Source organism: Devosia sp. Z6_126 (assembly GCF_058133495.1).
Genome location: NZ_JBYUNO010000003.1, coordinates 16,303 through 39,088, shown reverse-complemented (window position 1 = coordinate 39,088; position 22,786 = coordinate 16,303). Strand labels below are relative to the sequence as shown.

At 62.8% G+C, this 22,786-nt stretch carries 19 protein-coding genes and 1 other RNA gene; 13 read left to right on the top strand and 7 right to left on the bottom strand.

All coding sequences use genetic code 11. The features are described from left to right. Window positions 1-2 precede the first annotated feature (2 nt). From urtC to urtA, 3 genes are all read right to left on the bottom strand, one after another. Window positions 3-1,178, bottom strand: a complete 1,176-nt coding sequence (gene urtC, locus AC3YOG_RS12305; protein WP_489935296.1) for an urea ABC transporter permease subunit UrtC — start codon at window positions 1,176-1,178, stop codon at window positions 3-5. A 175-nt stretch (window positions 1,179-1,353) separates the two neighbouring features. Then, window positions 1,354-3,066, bottom strand: coding sequence for an urea ABC transporter permease subunit UrtB (gene urtB, locus AC3YOG_RS12300; protein WP_489935295.1), 1,713 nt, complete (start codon window positions 3,064-3,066; stop codon window positions 1,354-1,356). A gap of 65 nt (window positions 3,067-3,131) precedes the next feature. Continuing rightward, window positions 3,132-4,436 carry an urea ABC transporter substrate-binding protein gene (gene urtA / locus AC3YOG_RS12295; protein WP_489888975.1) on the bottom strand — a complete coding sequence of 435 codons (1,305 nt, stop codon included), beginning with the start codon at window positions 4,434-4,436 and terminating at the stop codon, window positions 3,132-3,134. A 576-nt stretch (window positions 4,437-5,012) separates the two neighbouring features. Between urtA and AC3YOG_RS12290 the strand changes: the two genes are divergently transcribed. The 3 genes from AC3YOG_RS12290 to AC3YOG_RS12280 all read left to right on the top strand — a co-directional run bounded on the left by AC3YOG_RS12290 (window position 5,013) and on the right by AC3YOG_RS12280 (window position 7,708). Then, complete coding sequence (locus AC3YOG_RS12290) at window positions 5,013-6,047, top strand: ABC transporter substrate-binding protein (protein ID WP_172123678.1); 1,035 nt, start codon at window positions 5,013-5,015, stop codon at window positions 6,045-6,047. Window positions 6,048-6,137: 90 nt separating this feature from the next. Then, window positions 6,138-6,893, top strand: a complete 756-nt coding sequence (locus AC3YOG_RS12285; protein WP_489935907.1) for an ABC transporter ATP-binding protein — start codon at window positions 6,138-6,140, stop codon at window positions 6,891-6,893. Continuing rightward, the gene (locus AC3YOG_RS12280) at window positions 6,890-7,708 is read left to right on the top strand and encodes an ABC transporter permease (protein ID WP_489935294.1); all 819 of its coding nucleotides are present in this window, start codon (window positions 6,890-6,892) and stop codon (window positions 7,706-7,708) included. Before AC3YOG_RS12285 ends, AC3YOG_RS12280 begins: the two co-directional genes overlap by 4 nt. A 35-nt stretch (window positions 7,709-7,743) precedes the next feature. On the opposite strand, the gene AC3YOG_RS12275 is transcribed toward AC3YOG_RS12280, so the two are convergent. Next, a complete protein-coding gene (locus tag AC3YOG_RS12275; protein ID WP_489935293.1) occupies window positions 7,744-8,274 on the bottom strand; it encodes a superoxide dismutase family protein in 531 nt (176 codons plus the stop codon). A gap of 60 nt (window positions 8,275-8,334) precedes the next feature. Then, complete coding sequence (locus AC3YOG_RS12270; RefSeq protein WP_489935292.1) at window positions 8,335-9,966, bottom strand: alpha-amylase family protein; 1,632 nt, start codon at window positions 9,964-9,966, stop codon at window positions 8,335-8,337. A 213-nt stretch (window positions 9,967-10,179) separates the two neighbouring features. Here AC3YOG_RS12270 and ettA point away from each other — a divergent pair, with 213 nt between their 5' ends. The 3 genes from ettA (at window position 10,180) to rarD (ending at window position 13,712) form a co-directional block, all read left to right on the top strand. Further along, on the top strand, window positions 10,180-11,835 hold the full coding sequence (gene ettA / locus AC3YOG_RS12265; RefSeq protein ID WP_127753584.1) for an energy-dependent translational throttle protein EttA: 1,656 nt from the start codon (window positions 10,180-10,182) through the stop codon (window positions 11,833-11,835). Window positions 11,836-11,849: 14 nt separating this feature from the next. After that, entirely contained in the window at window positions 11,850-12,683 is an 834-nt protein-coding gene (locus AC3YOG_RS12260) for an alpha/beta fold hydrolase (RefSeq protein WP_489935291.1), read from the top strand. Between the two features lie 81 nt (window positions 12,684-12,764). Continuing rightward, window positions 12,765-13,712: an EamA family transporter RarD gene (gene rarD / locus AC3YOG_RS12255; RefSeq protein ID WP_489935290.1), complete on the top strand. Its 948-nt coding sequence runs from the start codon at window positions 12,765-12,767 to the stop codon at window positions 13,710-13,712. Here the strand turns inward: rarD and AC3YOG_RS12250 are convergent. Then, window positions 13,709-14,611, bottom strand: a complete 903-nt coding sequence (locus AC3YOG_RS12250; protein WP_172123673.1) for a hydrogen peroxide-inducible genes activator — start codon at window positions 14,609-14,611, stop codon at window positions 13,709-13,711. The genes rarD and AC3YOG_RS12250 overlap by 4 nt on opposite strands. 122 nt (window positions 14,612-14,733) lie before the next feature. On the opposite strand from AC3YOG_RS12250, the gene AC3YOG_RS12245 reads away from it, so the two are divergent. The 7 genes from AC3YOG_RS12245 (at window position 14,734) to rnpB (ending at window position 21,743) form a co-directional block, all read left to right on the top strand. Next, on the top strand, window positions 14,734-16,254 hold the full coding sequence (locus AC3YOG_RS12245; protein WP_489935289.1) for a catalase: 1,521 nt from the start codon (window positions 14,734-14,736) through the stop codon (window positions 16,252-16,254). 150 nt (window positions 16,255-16,404) lie between these two features. Continuing rightward, the gene (locus AC3YOG_RS12240; protein WP_489935288.1) at window positions 16,405-17,529 is read left to right on the top strand and encodes a DUF2336 domain-containing protein; all 1,125 of its coding nucleotides are present in this window, start codon (window positions 16,405-16,407) and stop codon (window positions 17,527-17,529) included. Window positions 17,530-17,593: 64 nt separating this feature from the next. Next, entirely contained in the window at window positions 17,594-18,538 is a 945-nt protein-coding gene (locus AC3YOG_RS12235) for an ArsR/SmtB family transcription factor (protein ID WP_489935287.1), read from the top strand. Between the two features lie 17 nt (window positions 18,539-18,555). After that, complete coding sequence (gene metF, locus AC3YOG_RS12230; protein WP_172123670.1) at window positions 18,556-19,452, top strand: methylenetetrahydrofolate reductase [NAD(P)H]; 897 nt, start codon at window positions 18,556-18,558, stop codon at window positions 19,450-19,452. A 157-nt stretch (window positions 19,453-19,609) separates the two neighbouring features. After that, window positions 19,610-20,455, top strand: a complete 846-nt coding sequence (locus AC3YOG_RS12225) for a hypothetical protein (RefSeq protein ID WP_489935286.1) — start codon at window positions 19,610-19,612, stop codon at window positions 20,453-20,455. Between the two features lie 107 nt (window positions 20,456-20,562). Beyond that, entirely contained in the window at window positions 20,563-21,318 is a 756-nt protein-coding gene (locus AC3YOG_RS12220; RefSeq protein ID WP_127753575.1) for a J domain-containing protein, read from the top strand. 32 nt (window positions 21,319-21,350) lie between these two features. Next, an RNA gene (rnpB, locus tag AC3YOG_RS12215) (RNase P RNA component class A) lies at window positions 21,351-21,743 on the top strand. Window positions 21,744-21,745: 2 nt separating this feature from the next. On the opposite strand, the gene AC3YOG_RS12210 is transcribed toward rnpB, so the two are convergent. Beyond that, window positions 21,746-22,783 (bottom strand): sensor histidine kinase, encoded by a 1,038-nt coding sequence (locus AC3YOG_RS12210; protein WP_172123668.1) that lies wholly within the window; start codon window positions 22,781-22,783, stop codon window positions 21,746-21,748. Between the last annotated feature and the right edge of the window lie 3 nt (window positions 22,784-22,786).

Here is a 22,786-nt window from a genome sequence, read left to right as displayed (position 1 = left end):
GCTTACTCCGCCGCCTTGGGTTGAGGATCAAGGCCGGCTTCCAACTGGATCGAGTTGGGCGTTTGCGGCTGGTGCTGCTCGCGCCTCGTAGTCAGGCTGCGATACTGTCCAAGCAGGCCGACAATGCCCTTGGGCAGGAACAGCGTAACGCCAACAAACAATGCGCCCAGCGCAAACAGCCACAACTCGGGTAGGGCGCCGGTGAAATAGGACTTGCCCATATTGACAAGGATTGCGCCGATGATCGGCCCGACAATGGTGCCGCGTCCGCCCACCGCGGTCCAGATCACCACCTCGATGGAATTGGCCGGATCGAACTCGCCGGGATTGATGATCCCGACTTGAGGCACATAAAGCGCGCCGGCGATGCCCGCCATGACGGCGGACACCACAAAGGCAAAGAGCTTCACATACTCAACCCGGTAGCCCAAAAAGCGCGTGCGGCTTTCGGCGTCGCGCACTGCCACCATCACCTTGCCGAGCTTGGAGCGCACAATTGTGGAGCAAACCAGCACGGAAAGTGCGAGCGCGATTGCCGTCGCTGCGAACAAGGAGGCCCGTGTCGTGGGCGCGGCAATCGGCTGGCCCAGGATGTCCTTGAAGTCGGTCAGCCCGTTATTGCCGCCGAAGCCCATGTCATTGCGGAAAAAGGCCAGCAGCAGTGCATAGGTCATGGCCTGGGTGATGATGGAAAGATAAACGCCCGTGACCCGGCTGCGGAAGGCGAGAAAGCCGAACACAAAGGCGAGGATGCCCGGCACCAGCATCACCATCAGCATGGCAAAGGCGAAATTGTCGAAGCCCTGCCAATACCAGGGCAGTTCCTTCCAGTTGAGGAACACCATGAAGTCAGGCAGCTGGGCATTGGCATAAACGCCGCGATTGCCGATCTGGCGCATCAGATACATGCCCATGGCGTAGCCACCCAGCGCGAAAAAGGCGCCGTGGCCGAGCGAAAGAATGCCGCAATAGCCCCAGACCAGATCAAGGGCGAGCGCCAGCATGGCGTAGCTCAGATATTTGCCGAAGAGGGTCACGGCATAATTGGGCACGTGGCCGAACTGGCCGGGCGGGATCAGCAGGTTGGCGGCCGGCACCAGCACGGCCAGCGTCACCAAGATGCCAATCAACCAGATCGCCTTGCGATCCAGTGCGCGAAACAAGGCCTGGGTCAGCATGGGGCGGCACTCCAAGATGGGTCAGTCTGGCACAGCGCACGGGGCTCTTGTGCTTCCCTCCCCCTTGAGGGGAGGGATCGAGGGTGGGGGTGGCTGGGCGCGCCACTGAACGACCCCCACCCCAGCCCTCCCCTCAAGGGGGAGGGAGCGAACACACCGAGATTACCGATCGTTCTCACGCCTCTACCGACCTTCCCTTGAGCGCGAACAGCCCACGCGGGCGGCGCTGGATGAAGAGGATGATCAGCACCAGGATCAGGATCTTGCCGAGCACTGCTCCGGCATAGGGCTCGAGAAACTTGTTGGCGATTCCCAGGGTCATGGCGCCCACCAGCGTGCCCCAGAGATTGCCGACGCCGCCGAACACCACGACCATGAAGCTGTCGATGATGTAGCCTTGCCCCAGATTGGGCGAGACATTGTCGATCTGGCTGAGCGCCACCCCCGCGAGCCCGGCAATGCCGGAGCCGAGACCAAAGGTCATGGCATCGACAAAGGGGGTGCGGATGCCCATGGCCGAAGCCATGCGCCGGTTCTGGGTGACGGCGCGCATCTGCAGGCCCAGCGCCGTGCGATTGAGCACCACCAAGAGGGCGACGAACACGACAATGGCAAAGACGACGATCCAGACCCGGCTCCAGGTCAGCGACAATCCGTAAAAATCCACCGAGCCCGACATCCAGCTGGGATTGCCCACCTGCCGGTTGGTAGGCCCGAAGATCGAGCGTACGGTTTGCTGCAGGATCAGCGACAGGCCCCAGGTTGCGAGCAGCGTTTCGAGCGCGCGGCCATAAAGCCAGCGGATCACGCCGCGCTCGATGGCAATGCCGATCAGGGCGGTGAGGAGAAAGGCAAGGGGCAGGGCAATGGCGAGGGAATGGTCGAACAGAGCCGGCGCGTTCTGGCGGATCACCTCCTGAACGGCAAAGGTGGTGTAGGCGCCCAGCATCACCATCTCGCCATGAGCCATGTTGATGACGCCCATGACGCCAAAGGTGATGGCGAGCCCGATCGCGGCGAGCAGCAGCACCGAGCCCAGCGACACGCCGAACCAGACATTTTGCAGCGCCGCCCAGGCGGCCCGGTCGCGCTGGAGCCCATCAAGGCTCGATTGGATGGCGGGCTTGAGGTCGTCTGGCGCACTGGCCAATGCCGATGTGAGGATGGTGATCGCATCGCGGCTGCCGGAAGCCGCGACGGTGGCTGCGGCCTGCTGCTGGTCTTCAAAGCTCACATCGTCGGATTTGAGCAGGATCACCGCGCGAGCCAGCTCCATCGTGGTGCGGATCTTGGGATCGGCTTCGCTGGCCAGCGCGGTGTCGAGCAGTTCCAGATTGGCTGGATCGGCATCGCGTAAAATGGATTGGGCAGCCGACAGGCGCGTGCCCGGGTTGTCGCTCAGCAGCGTCATCTGCCCGATGGCTGTGCGGATCGTGCGCCTAAGCGAATTGTTGACGCGCACCTTTTCGGTGTCGCTGCGCGCAACCTCGCCGAGCGCGGCACCGGTCACCGGATCGGTCAGGGCATAATTGCTGCCGCTGCGCTCGACTAAGGCCACCTTGCCGGTGGCTTCCACCGCGTAAAGATCGCCTTCCCCCAGGACTTGCAGCACCGGCACGGCGCGCGGGTCGCCGGTGGCCACCAGCGCGGCGATAGCCGCTTGCCGGTCACCATAGTCACCGGGATAAAGGGCATCCACCAGCGCGGAGAGTTGCTCGTCGGGTGCCTGGGCGAAGCCGGGTGAGGAGAAGGAGACGAGGAGCGCCAAAAGCAGAGTCAAACGAGCGGCCAAGGAGCGCCAGTTCCACTGACGGTTTAACCGCAAGCCGAGGCTCGCCGTCTTGCTGCCAGACCGCTCGCCGATAAGGCTGCCCTCGATCATGCTCATATGCTTTGCTCCGCCTAGACAGGGGCGAAGGCGGCAGACCGCCTTCGCCAGCTCAGGTTGGGGTGTTACTGGGCGGCGACGGCCGCGCCGCAGCTCTTGGTCTGGGTGTTGTAGTTGCCGCAGTTGATGGGCGCGGTCCAATCGGCTTCCAGCACCGCCGACTCGGGCAGGAAGTCCGACCAGGCATCGCCCGGGACCAAGTCTTCGGTTTCCCACACGACGTCGAACTGGCCGTCGTCCTGGATTTCGCCGATCAGCACGGGCTTGGTGATGTGGTGGTTGGGAAGCATCTTGGCGACGCCGCCGGTCAGGTTAGGCGTTTCGAGCCCGACAATGGCTTCGATCACCGCATCAGCCTCGGTGCTCTCGGCCGCTTCGACCGCCTTCACCCAAAGATTGAAGCCGATATAGTGCGCTTCCATCGGGTCATTGGTGACGCGATCCTCGCTGCCGATGAACTCGTGCCAGGCGGTGATGAACTCCTCGTTCTCGGGCGTATCGACCGACATGAAGTAGTTCCAGGCCGCCAGGTGCCCGACCAGCGGCGTGGTGTCGAAGCCCGAAAGCTCTTCCTCGCCCACTGAGAAGGCCACGACCGGGATGTCTTCAGCCGCGACGCCCTGGTTGCCCAGTTCGCGATAGAAGGGGACATTGGCGTCGCCATTGATGGTCGAGACCACAGCGGTCTTCTTGCCCTCCGAGCCGAAGGCGACGATGTCGGAGACAATGGTCTGCCAGTCGGAATGACCGAAAGGCGTGTAGTTGATCATGATGTCTTCCTGCGCGACGCCCTTGTCGAGCAGGTATTGTTCAAGGATCTTGTTGGTGGTCTGCGGATAGACATAGTCGGTGCCGGCCAGCACCCAGCGCTCCACGCCTTCGTCGTTCATGAGGTAATCGACAGCCGGGATCGCTTGCTGGTTGGGGGACGCGCCGGTGTAGAACACGTTGCGCTGGGACTCTTCGCCTTCATACTGCACGGGATAGAACAGCAGCCCGTTGAGCTCCTCGAACACCGGCAGCACCGACTTGCGACATACCGAGGTCCAGCACCCAAATACGGCATCCACTTCATTGACGGTCAGCAGTTCGCGCGCCTTTTCGGCAGCCAGCGGCCAGTCCGACGCGATATCGACTACGACCGGCTCGATCTGCTTGCCCAGCAGGCCGCCCTTGGCGTTCTGCTGCTCGATCAGGAACAGCATGGTGTCCTTGAGCGTGGTTTCGGAGATCGCCATCGTGCCCGAGAGCGAATGGAGGATACCGACCTTGATGGTGTCGTCTTGGGCGAAAGCGGGGACCACCGCCGCGCCCAGTGTGATGCTCGCGCCCAGGCCCAGTCCCGCGATCAGGCGGTTTACTTTTGTCATGCTTACCTCCGGCAGATGATTGCAGCGAGGTAATTGCAAAGCCTGTGCCAGCAGCTAGCGGCGGCGGCTAAGAGACTGATTCAAATACAGGCTCACCGGCAACTACTGGCCGGTGTCTGCCCAGCTGCGGTGGGCGCGTGCTGCATTTGTAAGCAGGCCTCCAAGGGTGCGATTATATTTTAGGCGCTGCCCGTGACTGCTGCTGAATTGCGCATAACAGTCGCTGTTCACGAAATTTCAGCTGGCGCAAAACGCGGGAACATTTCACCGGGCAACCCGTTCTTCCAGCAAGCTGCAGCCCCGAGGATCTGGTGGCCGGCAGGAATTGGTGATGGCCCGGTGCCGCGCCAAATGATCGGCGGGCGCTGCAAAGGCTGACGCTCCTTTGCAGTGCCTCCGGTGGGGGCGTGAGGCTTTGGTCTCGCGCCCCTTTTTGATGTTCGCTGCCTCGCTTCGGTAGGCATTGCGCCGCCATTTTGTGCAACAGAGCTCGCTGGCGCGAAATGGTGCAGTTTCTGCTTGCGCCTCGCTGTGCCGTGCGCTTGACTTCCCCCAACATTGTTGAGGGACAAACGCATGTTCAATCGCCGACACTTCACTGCTTGTGCAGCTGTTACCGCCACCCTGGCCGTTACTGGCTTTGGCAGCCTGCCCGCCTGGGCGCAGACTTCGGTCAAGCTGACGCTCGACTGGCGCTTCGAAGGCCCTGCTGCCGGCTTCCTTTTAGCGCAGGACAATGGCCACTTTGCCGCCGAAGGGCTCGATGTCACCATCGACACCGGCAACGGCTCGGTGGAAGCCATTCCCCGCGTCGCCACCGGCGCCTACCAGTTTGGCTTTGGCGACATCAACTCCCTGATCAAGTTCCTCGACGAAGATCCTGCCCAGCCGGTCAAATCGGTCATGATGGTCTATGACAAGCCGGTGTTTTCGGTGGTCGGCCGCAAGTCGCTGGGCGTAACTGACGATCCCAAGTCGCTGGAAGGCAAAAAGCTCGGCGCCCCGCCGCCTGATGGCGCTTTCGCGCAGTGGCCCGCCTTTGTGGAAGCCGCCGATCTCGACACCTCCTCCATCACTATCGAAAGCATCGGCTTTCCCGTGCGCGAGCCGATGCTGGCTTCGGGCGATGTGGATGGCGTCTTCGGCTTTGCCTTTTCGGTGATCCTGAACCTTCTCGCCAATGGCGTGCCGGAAGACGATATCTCCACCATCCTCTTTGCCGATCACGGCCTTGAGCTTTACGGCAATGCCATCCTCGTCAATGAAACCTTCGCCGAAGAAAACCCAGAGCTGGTGACCGGCTTCCTGCGCGCTCTCGCCAAGGGCTTTGCCGATGCCGTGGCTGATCCCGCTGCTGGCGCCGCGGCCGTTCTGGCCCGCAACGAAACGCTCAACATCGATACCGAAACCGCCCGCCTCGAAATGGCCAATGAGATGAACATCAAGACCCCTTACGTGGTCGAGAACGGCTTTGGCGGCATCGATGAGGCGCGGCTCGCCGCTTCCATCGAAACCCTCAAGATCTCCATGGATCTCAAGGGTGCCGTCACCGCTGCCGATGTGTTCGACCCAAGCTATCTGCCGCCCGCGGCCGAGCGTATGCTGCCCTGATAACAACAACCACGGGGTGGTCCGGCGCGCCGGGCCATCACCACCGACGGGGGAGAATGCATGGCGCTGGTCAGCATTGAAAACGTGGATATGCGCTATGGCGGCCCGGACGGCACGCTCGCCGTATCCGGCCTTTCCATGAACATCCAAAAGGGCGAGTTCGTGGCCGTGGTTGGGCCCTCGGGCTGCGGCAAGTCCACGCTGATGAAGCTCGTGACGGGGCTCCATATTCCTCAAGCCGGAGATGTGGTCGTGGCCGGCTCGCCAGTGACCAAGCCCGTCTCCATCGTGGGCATGGCCTTCCAGAACCCAACCATGCTGCCCTGGCGCACCACGCTCGAGAACATCCTCTTGCCGCTCGAAATCGTCGAGCGCCACCGCCATCGCCTGCGCAGCCACAAGCGCGACTATGTCGAGCAGGCCGAGCAATTGCTTGAAACCGTCGGGCTCAAGGGCTTTGGCTCGAAATTTCCCTGGCAATTGTCGGGCGGCATGCAGCAGCGCGCCAATCTCTGCCGCGCGCTGATCCACCAGCCTGAATTGCTGATGCTGGACGAACCTTTCGGCGCGCTGGATGCCTTTACCCGCGAAGAGCTCTGGTGCGTAATCCGCGACCTGCATGCCGCGCAGGGCGTCACCATCGTGCTCGTCACGCACGATCTGCGTGAGTCAGTGTTTTTGGCCGACAAGGTCGTGGTGATGAGCGCCCGGCCGGGGCGCGTTGTTGCCGAACATCACGTGCCGTTTGCCCGACCGCGCGAGCTCGACATCATGTACCAGCCGGAGTTCAACGAGATGGTGCAATCGCTCCATGGCGAGATTGCCAGTGCGCGGGTGGCGGCATGAGCGTCATCACCCAGAACACCGCCGTTGCCGGCACGCCGCCGCGTCCAGCCTTCCGCATCAACTGGATCCGCCTCGCGCCGCTCCTCTACACCATCGGGCTTTTCGTCCTTTGGGAAGTGGGCGTGCGCATATCGGGGCTGCCGCACACCATTTTGCCCACGCCTTCGCGCGTGTTCGAAGCGATCGTGCAGTATTGGTCGCCGATCTGGAAGAACTCGCTGCAAACGCTCTACACCACAACGCTCGGCTTCCTGATCGCGGTGGTGGCGGGGCTCGGCATTGGCCTCTTCATCGGCTGGTCCAAGACCATCTATGCCGGGCTGTACCCGATCATGATTGGCTTCAACGCCATCCCGAAAGTGGCGCTGGTGCCGGTGCTGGTGATCTGGTTCGGCATCGGCACCGTGCCCGCGGTGCTGACCGCCTTCCTGATCTCGTTCTTTCCCATCGTCGTCAATGTCGCGACGGGGCTCGCCACCATCGAGCCGGAAACCGAGGACGTGTTGCGCGCGCTCGGGGCCAAGAAGCTCGACATTATGCTCAAGGTCGGCATCCCGCGCTCGATGCCGTATTTCTTCGGCTCGCTCAAGATCGCCATTACCCTGGCCTTTGTCGGCTCCGTGGTCAGCGAAACCGTCGCCTCCAACAATGGCCTGGGCAATATGATGGCCTCGGCCCAGTCCAACTTCAACGTGCCGCTGGTGTTTGCCGGCCTCTTGATGCTCGCCGTTGAAGGCATCGCTATGTATGCGCTGATGGCGTGGCTGGAACGGCGCATGACCGGTTGGGCGCACCGTTCCACCATGGCGCAATAGCGTCAAAGAAAACGGGCGCCGCGGCGCCCGTTGCTTTATTCCGCTGCCGCTTCGATCACGGCGCAAGCGACGCGATCACCCGAATTACCCGAGGGATCGGTCTTATAGTCGTCGGCGCTGGCATGGATCACCAGGGCGGTACCATCGTCATCGAACACGTAGGCGTCGTCACCTTCCTCCAGCGAAATCATCTCGGTGGAAAGCTCGATGTCTGCCATGCCATCCGCATCAGCCGTGATGTTGGGCAGGTCACCGGCATGCGGCCCTTCGGGATTCTCCGTGCCGTGCTGATGCTCGGTTGGGTTGAAGTGCGAACCCGCCGATTCAAAAGCGGTCGAGGCATCGCAATCGCCCGTTTCGTGGAAGTGGAGGCCGTGATCGCCCGGGGTGATGTCCATCACATGGCCAACAATGCTGACGGCATCGCCGTCCTGGGTGAGCGTCACCGAGCCCACTTCATTGCCCGAGGCATCGATGAATGTGGCTGTAGCCGTAGGGGCGTCCTGCGCTTGGGCGGGCAGGGCGGCGGCGAGAGCGAAGGCGCTGATCAGAACTAAGCGTCGCATCGTGATGCTCCATTTTTGGTGTTGGAAGGTAACGATGCCGGCTCGCCTCCGTTCCGCCGTTCAGCGCCGCTCCGAACCGCAGCGCAGCCAGCAATAGCCATAGGGCCCCAGTGTCACCGTCGTGCCGCTAGCGAAGGGCGTGCGGTTCTCGGCGTCCGACAGCAGCGGCACATAGCGTTCGATGTCATCGATCTCCATCACCATGCTGACGGGACCGTCGGTGAAATTGTGCAAGATCACCACATGCCCGCCGCGCCAGCGATAGCTCAGCGCCAGCACATCGTCCGTGCCCAGGTCGACCACTTCGCATTCGCCCCAGCCGATTTCGGGCGCCGAGCGGCGGGTGCCGATCATGCCCGCCACGGCATGGAGCAGGGAATCGGGATCGCAGATCTGCTCGGCGACATTGACCCGGCGGTGCCCGTTGGCCCCTTTGGCCGGCACTCTGCGCACGGTCTCTTCGGGTTGGGCGGCCGAAAAGCCGCCATTGGGTTGCTCGTTCCATTGCATGGGCGTGCGCACCGCCGCACGCTCGGGCAGGGACAGGTCCTCGCCCATGCCAATTTCCTCGCCGTACCACATCACCGGGGTGCCGGGCAGGGCGAACATCAGGGAATGGGCGAGCCGCAGCCGGGCGGGGTCATTGCCCAGCATGGGCGCCAAGCGCCGGCGAATGCCACGCTCGTAAAGCTGCATGTCGGGCTCGGGAGCAAAGGCCTTGAACACTTCGCGCTGCTCGGCCTTGGACAATTGGCCGAGGTTCAACTCGTCATGATTGCGCAAAAAGCTTGCCCATTGCGCCGCTTCGGCCCGCTTGGGACGGTGCATCAGCGTTTGGCGCACGGGTTCAGCCGTCTTGCGCGCAAAGCCGAGGAACAGGCTTTGGTTGAGAGGGAAGTCGAGGATCATGTTCATGCGATTGCCATCGCCAAAATAATCGCCCGATCCTTCATAGGGAATGTCGGCTTCGGCCAGCAGCACCGAGCCGGCCCGGCGCCAACTCATGAATTCCTGCATTTCGGTCAGCAGCACAAAAGGGTCGGCGCCGGTGTTCTCCAGTCCCATATCCTCGATGAGGAAAGGCACCGCATCCACCCGGAAGCCCGACACGCCAAGGGCCAGCCAGAAGCCCATGATCTTGAGGATTTCGGCCCGTACTTCGGGATTGGCGACATTGAGGTCGGGCTGGTGCTTGAAGAAGCGATGCAGATACCAGGCACCGGCCTTGCGGTCATAGGTCCAGATGGCTTCCTGCACGCCCGGATAAACCACGCCTTCGGTAATGTTGTCGGGCTTCTCCTTGCTCCACACATACCAGTCGCGGAAGGGGGACTCCTCGCTTTCGCGCGCCGATTGAAACCAGGGATGGTCAATCGAGGTATGGTTCACCACGAGGTCGAGGATCACCCGCATGCCCCGGTCGCTTGCCGCGTGCATGAACTCCACAAAGTCCCCGAGCGTGCCATAGCGCGGGTCGACCCCGTAATAATCGGTGATGTCATAACCATTGTCGCGCCGGGGCGAGGGATAGAACGGGTTGAGCCAGATGCAATTGACGCCCAGGCGCTCCAGGTGATCGAGCCGGTCGGCCAGACCAACGAAGTCACCAATGCCGTCGCCATTGCCATCCATGAAGGTTTCGACATGCAGGCAATAGATGACGGCGTTTTTGTACCAAAGATTGGCTGACATGAATTCTCCCGGCGTAACCGGAACGCCAACGACGGTAAGGGCTTGGCCGTTCCCGCTTCATGTCGTCGCGCAAAGCGAGCTTTGCGCCGGGGAGACACCGCCGCCGAAGCGGGCGCTGGTGTTCAGCCGCCGCTACCTACGGGCGCATTGCCGTGGCGCTCGGCTTGGCCTACATAGCAGCCCAAACCAAGGTTCCTACGAGGTCGCAAGCCTATGGCTCGCCAGTTTATCTATCACATGAGCGGAATGTCCAAAGCCTATGCCGGTGGCAAGAAGGTCTTGGACAACATCCACCTGTCATTCTACCCCGATGCCAAGATCGGCGTGCTGGGTCCGAACGGCTCGGGTAAGTCGACTCTGCTCAAGATCATGGCGGGCATCGATACCGAGTTCACCGGCGAAGCCTGGTTGGCCCAGGGCGCCAAGCTTGGCTACCTCTCGCAGGAGCCCGAGCTTGATCCGGCGCTCAACGTGCTCGGCAATGTCATGACCGGGGTCAAGGAAAAGAAGGCCGTCATCGATCGTTACAACGAATTGATGATGAACTATTCCGACGAGACCGCCGATGAAGCGGCCAAGTTGCAGGACCAGATCGACGCCGAAAACCTGTGGGACCTCGAGTCCCAGGTGGAGGTGGCGATGGAAGCCCTGGGTTGCCCTCCGGGCGAAGCCGACGTGACCAAGCTTTCAGGCGGCGAACGCCGCCGCGTGGCCCTGTGCGCCCTGTTGCTGAGCAAGCCCGACCTGCTGCTGCTCGACGAGCCCACCAACCATCTCGATGCCGAAACGACCGCCTGGCTGGAGCGCCATCTGCGCGAATTCGCCGGCGCCGTTTTGATCATCACCCACGATCGCTACTTCCTCGACAATGTCACCGGCTGGATCCTCGAACTCGATCGTGGTCGCGGCGTGCCCTATGAAGGTAATTACTCGGCTTATCTCGCCGCCAAAGCCAAGCGCTTCGCCCAGGAAAAGAGCGAAGACCAGGCCCGCGCCAAGGTGCTCGAGCGCGAACGCGAATGGATGGGGCAGTCCCCCCAGGCGCGCCAGTCCAAGAGCAAGGCCCGCCTCAAGGCCTATGACGAGTTGGTCAAGATCAACGAGGCGCGGACGCAGTCCTCGACCGCCCAGATCATCATTCCTGTGGGCGAGCGGCTGGGCCAGAACGTCATCGACGTGGAAGGCCTCTCCAAATCCTTTGGTGATCGCCTCCTGATCGACAATCTCACCTTTAAGCTGCCCCCGGGCGGCATCGTGGGCATTATCGGCCCCAATGGCGCAGGCAAGACCACGCTGTTCAAGATGCTGACCGGCCAGGAGCAGCCTGACTCCGGCACCATCAAGGTCGCCGAAAATGTCCATATGGGCTATGTCGACCAGAGCCGGGACAGCCTCAACCCCAACAAGACTGTGTGGGAAGAGATCTCGGAGGGCGACGAAATCCTCATGCTGGGCAAGCGCGAGGTCAATTCGCGCGCCTATACCTCGTCCTTCAACTTCAAGGGCGGCGATCAGCAGCAAAAGGTGGGCAATCTTTCGGGCGGGCAGCGCAACCGGGTGCACCTGGCCAAGATGCTCAAGTCTGGCGCCAACGTCCTCCTCCTCGATGAGCCGACCAACGATCTGGACACCGAAACCCTTGCGGCGCTCGAAGAGGCGCTGGAGGAATTCGCCGGCTGCGCCGTGATCATCAGCCACGATCGCATGTTCCTCGATCGGCTCGCGACCCATATGCTCGCCTTTGAAGGCGACAGCCATGTGGAATGGTTCGAGGGCAACTTCGCCGACTATGAAGCCGACAAGGTCCGGCGCCTCGGCGCCGATGCGGTCAATCCCAAGCGCGCCACCTATAAGCCGCTGACGCGCTGATCGGACCAATGATGATGGGCGAGCCCTTCGACATCGAGATCGGCCAGGCAATCCTGGCCGGCTCCGAACTGGGCGAGGGCCTGCCCGTCGTCTTCCTGCATGCCGGCGTCGCTGACAGCCGCATGTGGGCCAGCCAGATGCAGGCGGTCGCCGCTGCGGGCTGGCACGCCATCACCTATGACCGTCGCGGCTTCGGCGAAAGCGAAAGCCCCGACGAGCCCTTCAGCCATCTCGATGATCTCGAAGCGCTGCTCGATGCCCTCGACATCCACGCCGCCGTGCTCGTGGGCTGCTCGCTCGGGGGTGGTCTTGCCCTCGATTTTGCCCTGCGCCATCCCGGCCGCATCATCGGTCTCGCATTGCTCGGCACGTCGGTGACCGGCTCGCCCTGGAGCACTTCGGATATGGAAGCGGCGGTGGAAGCGGCCGAGGAAGACGCCTATGAGCGCGGCGATCTCGACATGCTCAACAAGGTGCAGGCTCACCAATGGCTCGATGGTCCGCGCGCCCAAAGCGGCCGCGTTGGCGGGGCCGTGCGCGAGCTGTTCCTCGACATGAACGGCATTGCTTTGCGCAAGCCCGAACTCACGCAAGGGGAGCCCGCGCCCGAAGCCTGGAGCCGGGTAGGGGAGGTTGCCGCCCCGACCTTGCTGCTGGTGGGCGACGAGGACTTCGGTGCCTTGATCGAGCGGCACGACCATCTCTCCGAAGAAATGCCCAACGCCTTTGCCGCGGTGCTCGAAGGCGTCGCCCACCTGCCCAGCATCGAGCGGCCTGATTTGGTCAACACGCTGCTGCTGCAATTCCTCGATGCCATCGAAGGCGGCGGCTCGCCTGAGCTCGACTAGCCGGTGACCACAAGGGTCTTGGCGCCGCTGTTACGCCCCTGCTAAGGACACCCGAGCCCCGGTTCCGGGGCGGAGCATCCCATGTCCGCGCCAACTTCCCCCGCTACGTCCCCATCCACGACCCGCCCGCAAAGCGGCGACGCGCGCACCGGCGTTCTTGCCGCCATCGGCACGTTCCTGTGCTGGGGCTTCCTGCCGCTGCTGTTCCGGCAGCTCGATGCGGTGGGATCGGTGATGATCGTGGCCGAGCGCACCCTGTGGTCGTTGCTGCTCCTGGGCGTTATCCTGCTCGTCACGCGCAAGTTCGGCGAAGTTCGCGCTCTCTTTGCCGACCGGCGCAAGGCCATCATCATGCTGGTGTCCGCCGTGCTGCTAGGCGGCAACTGGCTGCTTTATATCTGGGCGGTGGAAACCGGTCAGGTGATCGAAGCCAGCTTTGGCTATTTCATCAACCCACTGGTCAATGTCGCCATGGGCATGGTGCTGTTGGGGGAACGGCAGAACCGGCTGCAAACCATTGCCATCGCCATCGCGGCCTTCGCCATCCTGCTCCAGGCCATCGGCATGGGCAGCTTTCCCTTCATCGCGCTCGGCCTGGCGCTGACCTTCGGCTTTTACGGCTACTTCCGCAAAACGGTTATGGCCGGCCCGGTGTCGGGCCTGTTCGGGGAAACGGTGCTGCTGGCTCCGGCGGCCCTGGCCTATGTCGTCTTCAACATCGCGACCTATGGCTGGGGCGCCCATGCTGATCCGGGCACGATGGTGCTGCTCATGCTGACCGGCCCCGCCACGGCGGTGCCGCTGCTGCTGTTCGCCTATGGCGTGCAGCGGCTGCGCCTGACCACGATCGGCATGCTGCAATATATTTCGCCGTCCCTGCAGTTCATGGTCGCCGTCTTCGTGTTCCACGAGGAGCTCAACGGTGTGCGGCTCCTCAGCTTTGGGCTGATTTGGCTGTCCCTTGCCGTGTTCAGCTATGACAGCTTCCGCAATCGCCGGCTGCCGGTGGAGCCCGTTCCGGCAGGCTAGCCTTTGGCCTCGCCCATCCCGGTCTCGCGGATCAGCTCGGCCACTTGTTCAAACACCCCGGCAAATGGCGATCCATCTCGCCATACAAGCGACAGGTGCCGGCCTGGGCGGGGCGGCGCCAAGGGGTGGATGGCGATGCGGTCGCCCGCTTCTTTGCGCAAAGCGATCCGGGGTAACAGCGTCACGCCCTGGCCGGCGGCAACAAATTCCACAATGGTGGACAGCGAAGTGGCGGCAAAGGTACGGCTCGATAGCTCGCTGCCGAGATCGCAAGCCGCAATGGCCTGGTCACGAAAGCAATGGCCTTCATCGAGCAACAAGATGCGCTCAGGCGGCACGCCGGCCAGCGATACCGGACCCTCGCGCGCTTCCGCCAAACTCGTGGCCAGCACAAAGGGATCCTCGAACAAGGGGAGGCTGCTCAGCTTGGGGCCGCCCCTTGGCAGCTCGGAGCCGATCAGCGCCAGATCAAGGCTCCCGTCGCCCAGCGCCGCCAGCAAGGCGCCCGTGCGGTCCTCGCTGATGGCAAAGCGCATTTCGGGCAGCCGCTGCGCCAGGGCCGGGAAAACATCGGGCAGCAGATAGGGCGCCACAGTTGGAATCAGCCCGAACCTGAGCGGTCGGTCGGGCGCGGTGGCGGGCCCGGCGGCAAAACTCGCCAGCGCCTCGGCTCCCGATAGCAGCGGGCGGGCCCGCCCAACGAACTCGCGCCCAAAGGGCGTCAGGCGCACTTCCCGCACCAGCCGATCGAAGATCGGGATTCCGCACCAGGCTTCAAGTGACTGAATTTGCTGGGAAAGGGCGGGTTGAGTAACGTTGCAGGCGGCGGCCGCGCGGCCGAAATGGCCGAGATCGGCGACCGCGATGGCGTAGCGAAGCTGTTTGAGGGTAAAGCTCATGATAGGTTCATCTTATCGCATTAAGAAGATCAATCAATTTGCCTGATGAAGATTGATTGGGCACAAGGCTGCCAGATTGAACGAGTCCAGCTTGCTGACTCGTTGGGCGCAAGGAGTTTCTCGTGAGCGACAGACCAAGACTGACCACCACCGCCGGTGCGCCGGTTACCGATAACCAGAATGCCAAGACCGTCGGCCCGCGTGGCCCGGTGCTGCTCGAGGACTACCAGCTGATTGAAAAGCTCGCGCACCAGAATCGCGAGCGCGTTCCCGAGCGCGTGGTGCATGCCAAGGGCTGGGGCGCCTATGGCACCCTGACCGTCACCGAGGACATTACGCGTTATAGCCGTGCCGCCTTGTTCTCGCATGTGGGCAAGCAGACCGAAATGCTGCTCCGCTTCTCGACTGTGGCCGGCGAGCAGGGTGCCGCCGACGCCGAACGCGACGTGCGCGGCTTCTCGCTCAAATTTTATACCGAAGAGGGCAACTGGGACATCGTGGGCAACAACACGCCCGTGTTCTTTGTCGCGGATCCCTACAAGTTCCCTGACTTCATCCACACCCAGAAGCGCCATCCGCGCACCAATCTGCGCTCGGGTACCGCCATGTGGGATTTCTGGTCGCTATGCCCGGAATCGCTGCACCAGGTCACCATCCTGATGTCCGACCGCGGCATCCCCCAGGCGCCGATGTATATGAACGGCTACGGCTCCCACACTTTCTCCATGTGGAATGCCAATGGCGAGCGATTCTGGGTGAAGTTCCACTTCAAGACCCAGCAGGGCCACAAGACCTTCACCAATCGTGAAGCCGAAGGCGTCATTGCCAAGTCGCGCGAGAGCTACCAGGAAGAGCTTTACACCACGATCGAGAACGGTCAGTTCCCCAAGTGGACCTTCTTCATCCAGGTCATGCCGGAAGGCGAAGAAGACGAGTTCGAGAGCCGCACCGGCTGGAGCGCGTTCGACCTGACCAAGGTCTGGCCCCATGCCGACTATCCGCTGATCAAGGTCGGCGAGATCGAGCTCAACAAGAACCCCGAGAACTACTTCCAGCATATCGAGCAGGCTGCCTTCAACCCGTCCAACGTGGTCCCGGGCATCGGCTTTTCGCCTGACAAGATGCTGCAGGGCCGCTTGTTCTCCTATCCCGATGCGCAGCGCTACCGTATCGGCGTCCACTATCAGTCGATCGAGGTCAACAAGCCCCGCTGCCCGGTGCATCATTATCACCGCGACGGCGAAGCCACGCTCGGTATGCGCACCAATGCGGACGCCTATTACGAGCCCAACAGCTTTGGCGGCCCGGTGGAAGATCCGAGCTTTGCCGAACCACCGCACCGCTATGAAGGCGTAGTGGGCCGCTATGACTTCCGTGGCACGGCCGATCACTTCAGCCAGCCGCGGGCACTGTATGCCCTTTTTGACGAAGGCCAGCGCCAGCGGCTGTTCTCCAACATTGCCGAAGCCATGAACGGCATCCCCCAGTTCATCGAAGATCGCCAGCTGGCGTTGTTCGATCAGGTGGACCCGGCCTATGGCGCCGGCGTACGGGCGGCTTTGGTCAAGGTGAAGGGCGAAACCGATGCAGAGAAGACTTCGAGCATCAGCACCAGCCACAGCAGCGAAGTCGGCTCGCACTAAGTCGCAGAGATGATGGAAGGGGCGCAGTGGTTGCGCCCCTTCTTCCTATTTGGTTGCGTACAATTTTAGTCAATTGCTCGGCATCCGTTTGACCGGGCGCAAGCGAGTGCGGGCGCAGGGTGGTTTTACGCATAGTCGTGGAGACCACCGATGAACGAACTCGATCAAGGCCAACGCGCATTCTCCAGCTTCCGGGTCTTGAATGGCGAGGACAATCACTCCGAGCGCGAACAGCTGTTCCGCAACATGGCGCAATTGTTCAGCTATGTTTCCGACCGCTGCGACGATGAGCAGGTTGCCCAGTATGACGAGGTGCTTTGCCACCTGGCCGAGCTGGTCGAGGTGGAAGCGCGCGCCCATGTCGCCAAGCTGCTGGCGCCGCTGGAACGCGCTCCGGGCACTGTCGTGGTCAAGCTCGCCAATGATGATATCGAAGTGGCACGTCCGCTGCTCGAATTCTCCAATGTCCTCAGTGACGACGATCTGATCGACATCATCAGCAAGCAGAGCGAAGCGCATCGTGTCGCCATTGCCAGTCGCCCCAGCGTGCCCGAACGGGTGGGCGAGGCCATTATCGAGCATGGCGAGACTACCTCGCTGGTGCGGCTGGTGCGCAATTCCCATGCCGAGTTCGACCGGGCAACGCTGCAAAAGCTGGTCGCCCGCGCCACCCAGGACGCCGAGATCGCCCATGACCTGCGCGGCCGGCACGATCTGGATTGGCAGTCGCTGCGCGGCGAAATCCACCAGCTATCCGACAAGGTGCTGGAAGATCTCTCGCGGGCCGAGAGCACGCTGGATCCGGTGGCCGCTGGCAAGGTCAACGCGGTGGTGTTCAACCGCATCCGCAATGGCGTCGGTTTTGCCGCCTCCGAGTGGAAGCTGGCCTATAACCAGGTCAAGGCGCTGTCCGATCGCAAGCAGCTGGACGACCGCGCCCTCGCGCGCTTTGCCCGCTTTGGCTATGGCCACCACGCGGCCGCTGCCATCAGCGTAATGCTGCGCATCACCCCCGAAGTGGTGGTGAAGTGGCTCGCGAGCCAGGACTATGTCGCGGTAAGCGTCGCGCTCAAGGCCGCGGGCGTGGCGCCCGACCTGTTTGCAGCCCTTTTTGCCGTGCTGCCCTGGCGCGATCTGCCCAGTGCAGATGACAAGGCATTGATCCAGCAGCGTTTCCTTGGCATGGATCGCGAGGAAGCCGACGAAATCTTTGCGCTGTGGCGGGCCCATTCCTTCCGCAAGCGCACTGGGACCGACGAACGCGCCTCCGCCTAGGCCTAAGCCTCTGGACCTCCGCCCCAAAGGGATATAAAGATATCTTTATATCTCGTGAGGGCTGATGGCTGAGTTGTCGGAATTGGTGGGAGTGCTCAAGGCGGCAGGTGAGGGGACTCGCCTGCGCCTTCTGGCTTTACTCGCTGGCGGGGATCATTCCGTCAAGGACCTCACCGAAATCCTTGATCAAAGCCAGCCGCGCGTTTCGCGCCATCTCAAGCTCCTGGCCGATGCAGGCCTCGTGCAACGCAATGCCGAGGGCGCCTGGGCTTATTACGGCCTTGCCCAGGACGGCGAAGCGGGAGCGGTTGCGCAATGGCTGGTGGGGCGGGTGGATCACACCGACCCGGAGCGGGTGCGCGACTGCGAACGGCAGGCCGAGGTGCGTGCCGCCCAGCAGGCGCAGGCGGCGCATTACTTCGCCAAGGTCGCCGGCAGCTGGGACCTGCTGAAAACGCTCCATGTTCCTGAAGACGCCGTCGAATCGGCTGTGCTTGAGGGCTTCCAGGCAGGGCCGGTGGAGTTGCTGGTTGATCTGGGTACCGGCACCGGGCGCATGCTCCAGCTGCTGGCCGATCGCTACAAGCGCGGCATCGGCGTTGATTCCAGCCGCGAAATGTTGAGCGTGGCGCGCGCGCGGCTTGGCTCGGCCGGCGTAACCCATGCGCAGGTGCGGCTCGGAGACATAGCCGAGCTCGACCCGGCACTCGGACCCGCCGATGCCATCGTGATCCACCAGGTCCTGCATTATTTCGATGATCCCGGCCGCATGCTGATGGGCGCGCGCGAATTGCTCAAGCCAGGCGGGCAGATGGTGATTGTCGATTTTGCCCCTCATGAACTGGAATTCCTGCGCACCGAGCATGCGCATCGACGGCTGGGCTTGTCCCAGGCGCAGATGAGCGGTTGGGCCGCGAGTGCCGGGCTGCAGGTTCAGACCGTGCGGGAATTCCCCAGTGACAATGGCGAACGCGGGCTGACCGTCTGCCTGTGGCGCCTCTGCGCATAAACTTGAATGGAACAGCCATGATCGAAGACAGCGACCGCACCAGCCGGCAACTTGCGGAAAAGCGCCCGCCGCTTCACCTTTCCTTTGAGTTTTTCCCCCCCAAAAACGACGCCACCGAGGAGCGCTTCTGGGAAAGCCTCCACAAGCTCGCGCCGCTCCACCCCGAATTCGTTTCCGTCACCTATGGCGCGGGGGGCACGACGCGCGAACGCACCTTGCGCATGGTGTCGAGCATCACCGACCAGACCGGGCTATCGGGTGCCGCGCACCTGACCTGCGTCGGCGCCACGCGCGACGAGGTTGATGCCGTCGTGCGCGCTTATCAAGCCGCCGGGGTCAACCGCATCGTTGCCCTGCGCGGCGATCCGCCTGAAGGGGTAGGGCAGCCCTTCACGCCCCATCCCGAAGGTTACCGCAACGCCGCGGACCTCGTCGCCGGTATCCGCCGGATCGGTGATTTCGACATTTCCGTTGCGGCCTATCCCGAGCGGCACCCGCAAAGCCCCGATTGGCAAAGCGATATCGATAATTTGAAGAGTAAGCTCGACGCCGGGGCGACCCGCGCGATCACGCAGATGTTCTTCAACAACGCCGACTACCTGCGCTTCCTGGAACGTGCTCGCGCCGCCGGCATCACCGCGCCGATCATCCCCGGCATCCAGCCCATCCACAGCTTCAAGCAGATCTCGGGCTTTGCCGCCCGCTGCGGCGCTTCCATCCCACCCTGGATGGTCGAGCGATTCGAGGGCCTGGACGATGATCCGGAAACCCATGCGCTCGTGGCCTCCGCCGTGGCTGCAGAGCAGGTCACCGAGCTACTCGACGAAGGCGTCACCGCCTTCCACTTCTATACGCTCAACCGCTCCAACCTGGTGCTGGCGCTTGCCCGGCTGCTGGGTCGGCGCGCCAATTAATTCCGCCTTAACCATGTTCTGGTGGCATGGCCAGATGCCGTTCAGGTTCTGTTCAGGCGCATGGCCGCTATGTGGCGGGCTGACATGGTCTCCTTGAAATGGCCATGAAAACCGTCTTTCTCCCGGTTTTGAGGGCGGGACAACAGGGTTTGAGAACATGAAATTCGATCGTCGTCTCACCAATGGCCTGGCATGGGCCGGTCTGTTTGTTGTTGTCGGCGTACCCGTCGCCGATCTGCTGTCAGCCCAGCTGCTGGGCGAGCCCGAGCGCGTGGCCGTCATCTCGCCCCAGGCGCCGATCCCCGCGCCAGCGGGCGAACGGCCCACAGCCAAGCCCGTAAAGGAAGCTGTCGCCAGCGCACCAACAACTCCGGTAGCCGCCAAGCCAGCCGCGATCGCCCCCGTCAAGGCTGAGTCGGCGGCGCCCGCCAAGGCAGCAGAGCCCGCCAAGCCCGTGGCCGAGCCCGCAAAAACCGGCAACAAGCCCGGCGATCCGGTGAACTCGTTCCTCGAGTCCGGCAAGGCGATGCCTTCCTATATCACCGAGGCCAATGCTGCGCCCCAGGCTGCCCCCGCTCAACCGACGGCTCCAGCTCCCGTTGTGGCTCCGGCTCCCGCTCCGGCCGTTGCCGCTGCGCCCCTCGAGCCCGCGGCTCCTGGAGTTGACCCCGTGGAAGTCGCTTCGCTGCCGCCCCAGAAGGTGGCACCCGTGCCGATGCCACTGTCCATGCGTCCCCCGGCGCAGATTGCCGTGGCACCGAGCCGGGATGAGCCCGTGATCATTCCGCCCGATGTTGTCAGTGCCGACCGTGGCCGGATCGACGCCGACGATCTGGAGGACTGGGAGTCCGGCCCGCTTTCCGAATTCCTCAACCGTCGCCAGGGCGGATCCGGAAGGACCGCTGGCTTTGAGGAAGAATTCTATCCCGAGGAACCGGTTCGCCGGGGCCGGGATCGCCTGATCGGGCCCGTCGAGGAAGTTTATATCGTCCCCTTCCGCTGATGGTCTGGCATGCGCGGGGAGTGGTGGACGCCGCCCCGCTCCGCCGGTATTTTCCCAACCCAACTGGCGGACGAGTCGTTCGCCGGACGCTGCCGAAAGGAGCCGCAATGCTGTGCTGTGTGCGCAAAGTGGAAGAGAACAAGGATCGCTGGGAGAAACTCTCGGCCTTTCTCGGCTCGTTCACGCGTCGCACTGGACTGGCCGGCTCTGTCGCCAATATCCTTGATCCCGACACCTGGCTGCCGGGCGGACGCGACGCAGCCTTTACCCTCGCGCTGATTGCGCTTTCGGCCAAGATGGCGGTGGCCGATGGGGCGGTGACCGCCTCGGAAGTGCGTGCCTTCAACGCGACGGTCGAAGTCTCTCAAGAGCAGGAGCCTCAGGTTGAGCGCTTGTTCAACCTGGCCAAGCAGGATGTAGCGGGTTTTGAAAGCTATGCCCGCAAGATCGGCCGCTTTTTCGCCGATAGTCCCGACACGCTCGAGCATGTGCTCGATAGCCTGTTCTTTATCGCGACCGCCGACGGTATGGTGCATGAGGCCGAGCTGGAATATCTCCACTCCGTCAGCAACATCTTCGGCTTTGATGAAGCGCGGTTCGAGCAGATCTCGGCCCAGCACGTCATGCTGGACAGCGATCTTGACCCCTATCTCGTGCTGGGCCTGACTCCCGGCGCGCCACCCGAAGAAGTGCGCCGTGTTTATCGCCTTCTTGTTGCCGAACACCACCCTGATCGTCTCATCGCCAAGGGCGTACCTGAGGAACTGATCGAGGTTGCTACAGCGCGCATGGCGGCGATTAATCTGGCCTATCAGGCGATTACCAAGCCACGCGTTCAGCCGCTGCTGCCCAGCAGTGCTTGACGGCACCAACGATCCGTTTCTACAAGGCCATGCCAGTTGACCGGGTGGCCGCTGCCGGATGGGTAACCATCCGGGAGAGGAAAGTCCGGGCTCCTTCGAAACACGGTGCCGGGTAACGCCCGGCGAGGGCGACCTCAGGGAAAGTGCCACAGAAAGCAAACCGCTCCGGCGCGCCGGAGTAAGGATGAAAGGGTGCGGTAAGAGCGCACCGGGGACCCAGCAATGGGGACCGCACGGTAAACCCCACCGGGAGCAAGACCAAATAGGGATGACGCGGGGCTTCATGCCCCAGCCGGTTTTGAGGCCAGATCATCCGGGTTGGTTGCACGAGGCGCCTGGCAACAGGCGTCCTAGATGAATGGTCACCACGTACCGCGCGCAAGCACGGTGCCCTACAGAACCCGGCTTACAGGTCAACTGGCGCCTTTTAAGAGGCAGAGAACTGGAGCGACACGCGGGTGCCGCGTCCCTCGGCCTGATAGGCGACAGTGCCCCCAAGGCCGTGGGCCATTGCCTTGACAATACGGCTGCCCAGGCCCGTGCCCTGGGGCTTGCCGGTGCCGTTCCAGCCGATGCCATCGTCTTCCACCACCAGGTCGATCAGTTCGCCCTTGCGGGCAACGCTGATGCGCACTTCGCCCCCGGCATCGGCGCCATAGGCGTATTTGATGGCGTTCGTGACGAGCTCGGTCACGATAACACCCACCGAAGCGGCCTTTTCCGTGGGAATGGAGATGTTCTCGACCGCAACGAGGATGCGCGAAAGGCTGCCCGCCGCCTGCATCGAGGTTTCAAGTTCGCTGGCAAGGCTTTGCAGATATTCGCCAATATGGACCGAGCGCACATCGTCAGTGGTGTAGAGATGCCGGTGCACGCCCGCGATAGCCTGGATGCGGGCCTGGGTTTCGGCCAGCGCGCTGCGAGCTTCCTCATTGGTGATGGCATTGGCCTGCAGGCCCACCAATGCCGCCACCATGGCCAGGCTATTGGCCACGCGGTGGTTGACCTCGCCCAGCAGCGTTTCGGCGCGGTCCTTGGCCTCGCGCATTTCCTGCTCCGCCTTGGCCTTGGCGCGGTTGAGGCGCTGCAGGTCCACGGCATGGCCGATCGCGCTGGTCAGGAGTTCCAGGAAGTCCATGTCGACGGTTTTAAGCACGTAATCGGCCGCGCCCGCCTTGAGCGCCGCCACCGCAACGGCCGTTTCCACCGTGCCAGTGACATAAACCACCGCCGGCCGGTCAGGCATATCAGCTAGTTGAGCCAGAACGTCGAGCCCGGTGCCGGTGGGCAGATTATGATCCAGCGCCACCACGTCGATGCCGCCTTGCGCAATGCGCGCCAGGCCTTGTTCGCCCGTTGTTGCATGCTCGAAGATATAGCCGCGCCGCTCTATTGCCTTCTGCACAAGGCGTGCAAGGCCGGCATCGTCATCGATATAGAGCACATAGGGCGTGCGGTTAGGCATGGG

Excerpts from the sequence above, each read along its gene's own strand:
- AC3YOG_RS12280 (WP_489935294.1), top strand. The coding sequence starts at position 6,890 with ATGAGCGTCATCACCCAGAACACCGCCGTTGCCGGCACGCCGCCGCGT.
- ettA (WP_127753584.1), top strand. The coding sequence starts at position 10,180 with ATGGCTCGCCAGTTTATCTATCACATGAGCGGAATGTCCAAAGCCTAT.
- urtA (WP_489888975.1), bottom strand. The coding sequence starts at position 4,436 with ATGACAAAAGTAAACCGCCTGATCGCGGGACTGGGCCTGGGCGCGAGC.
- rarD (WP_489935290.1), top strand. The coding sequence starts at position 12,765 with ATGTCCGCGCCAACTTCCCCCGCTACGTCCCCATCCACGACCCGCCCG.
- AC3YOG_RS12210 (WP_172123668.1), bottom strand. The coding sequence starts at position 22,783 with ATGCCTAACCGCACGCCCTATGTGCTCTATATCGATGACGATGCCGGC.
- AC3YOG_RS12220 (WP_127753575.1), top strand. The coding sequence starts at position 20,563 with ATGCTGTGCTGTGTGCGCAAAGTGGAAGAGAACAAGGATCGCTGGGAG.
- AC3YOG_RS12270 (WP_489935292.1), bottom strand. The coding sequence starts at position 9,966 with ATGTCAGCCAATCTTTGGTACAAAAACGCCGTCATCTATTGCCTGCAT.
- AC3YOG_RS12285 (WP_489935907.1), top strand. The coding sequence starts at position 6,138 with ATGCGCTATGGCGGCCCGGACGGCACGCTCGCCGTATCCGGCCTTTCC.
- AC3YOG_RS12275 (WP_489935293.1), bottom strand. The coding sequence starts at position 8,274 with ATGCGACGCTTAGTTCTGATCAGCGCCTTCGCTCTCGCCGCCGCCCTG.
- AC3YOG_RS12235 (WP_489935287.1), top strand. The coding sequence starts at position 17,594 with ATGGCTGAGTTGTCGGAATTGGTGGGAGTGCTCAAGGCGGCAGGTGAG.
- metF (WP_172123670.1), top strand. The coding sequence starts at position 18,556 with ATGATCGAAGACAGCGACCGCACCAGCCGGCAACTTGCGGAAAAGCGC.
- AC3YOG_RS12260 (WP_489935291.1), top strand. The coding sequence starts at position 11,850 with ATGGGCGAGCCCTTCGACATCGAGATCGGCCAGGCAATCCTGGCCGGC.
- AC3YOG_RS12290 (WP_172123678.1), top strand. The coding sequence starts at position 5,013 with ATGTTCAATCGCCGACACTTCACTGCTTGTGCAGCTGTTACCGCCACC.
- AC3YOG_RS12240 (WP_489935288.1), top strand. The coding sequence starts at position 16,405 with ATGAACGAACTCGATCAAGGCCAACGCGCATTCTCCAGCTTCCGGGTC.
- AC3YOG_RS12250 (WP_172123673.1), bottom strand. The coding sequence starts at position 14,611 with ATGAGCTTTACCCTCAAACAGCTTCGCTACGCCATCGCGGTCGCCGAT.
- urtC (WP_489935296.1), bottom strand. The coding sequence starts at position 1,178 with ATGCTGACCCAGGCCTTGTTTCGCGCACTGGATCGCAAGGCGATCTGG.
- urtB (WP_489935295.1), bottom strand. The coding sequence starts at position 3,066 with ATGAGCATGATCGAGGGCAGCCTTATCGGCGAGCGGTCTGGCAGCAAG.
- AC3YOG_RS12225 (WP_489935286.1), top strand. The coding sequence starts at position 19,610 with ATGAAATTCGATCGTCGTCTCACCAATGGCCTGGCATGGGCCGGTCTG.